This window comes from Achromobacter sp. 1012554356 (assembly GCF_059760815.1).
On record NZ_JCBANC010000136.1, the window covers coordinates 1 to 341 of the forward strand.

Annotated in this window: 1 protein-coding gene; it reads left to right on the top strand. The window is 64.8% G+C overall.

All coding sequences use genetic code 11. The features are described from left to right. On the top strand, positions 1-341 hold a 341-nt coding region (locus tag AC6LJW_RS29475; RefSeq protein WP_498088980.1), incomplete at both ends, for a cadherin-like domain-containing protein.

A 341-nucleotide genomic window follows, 5' to 3' on the forward strand; every position in this document is an offset into this window, starting at 1 on the left:
ACCGACAAGTCCGGCGCCTCGGTGTCGCAAGACTTCTCGTGGGACGTCAAGAACCCTGCCCCGACCGCGGTCAACGACACGGACAGCACCAACCAAGGCGTCAACCTCACCGCCGATGCCGCGCACGGCGTGCTGGCCAACGACACCGATCCGGATGGCGACACGCTGCAGGTTTCGGCCGTCAATGGCCAGGCGACCAACGTGGGCGCAGCGATCACCGGTTCGAACGGTGGCACCTTCACGCTGAACGCTGACGGTTCCTACTCGTTTAACCCCGGCTCCGCGTTCAACAACCTGGGCGCCAACCAGACGGCCACGTCGTCGATCACCTACACCGTCTC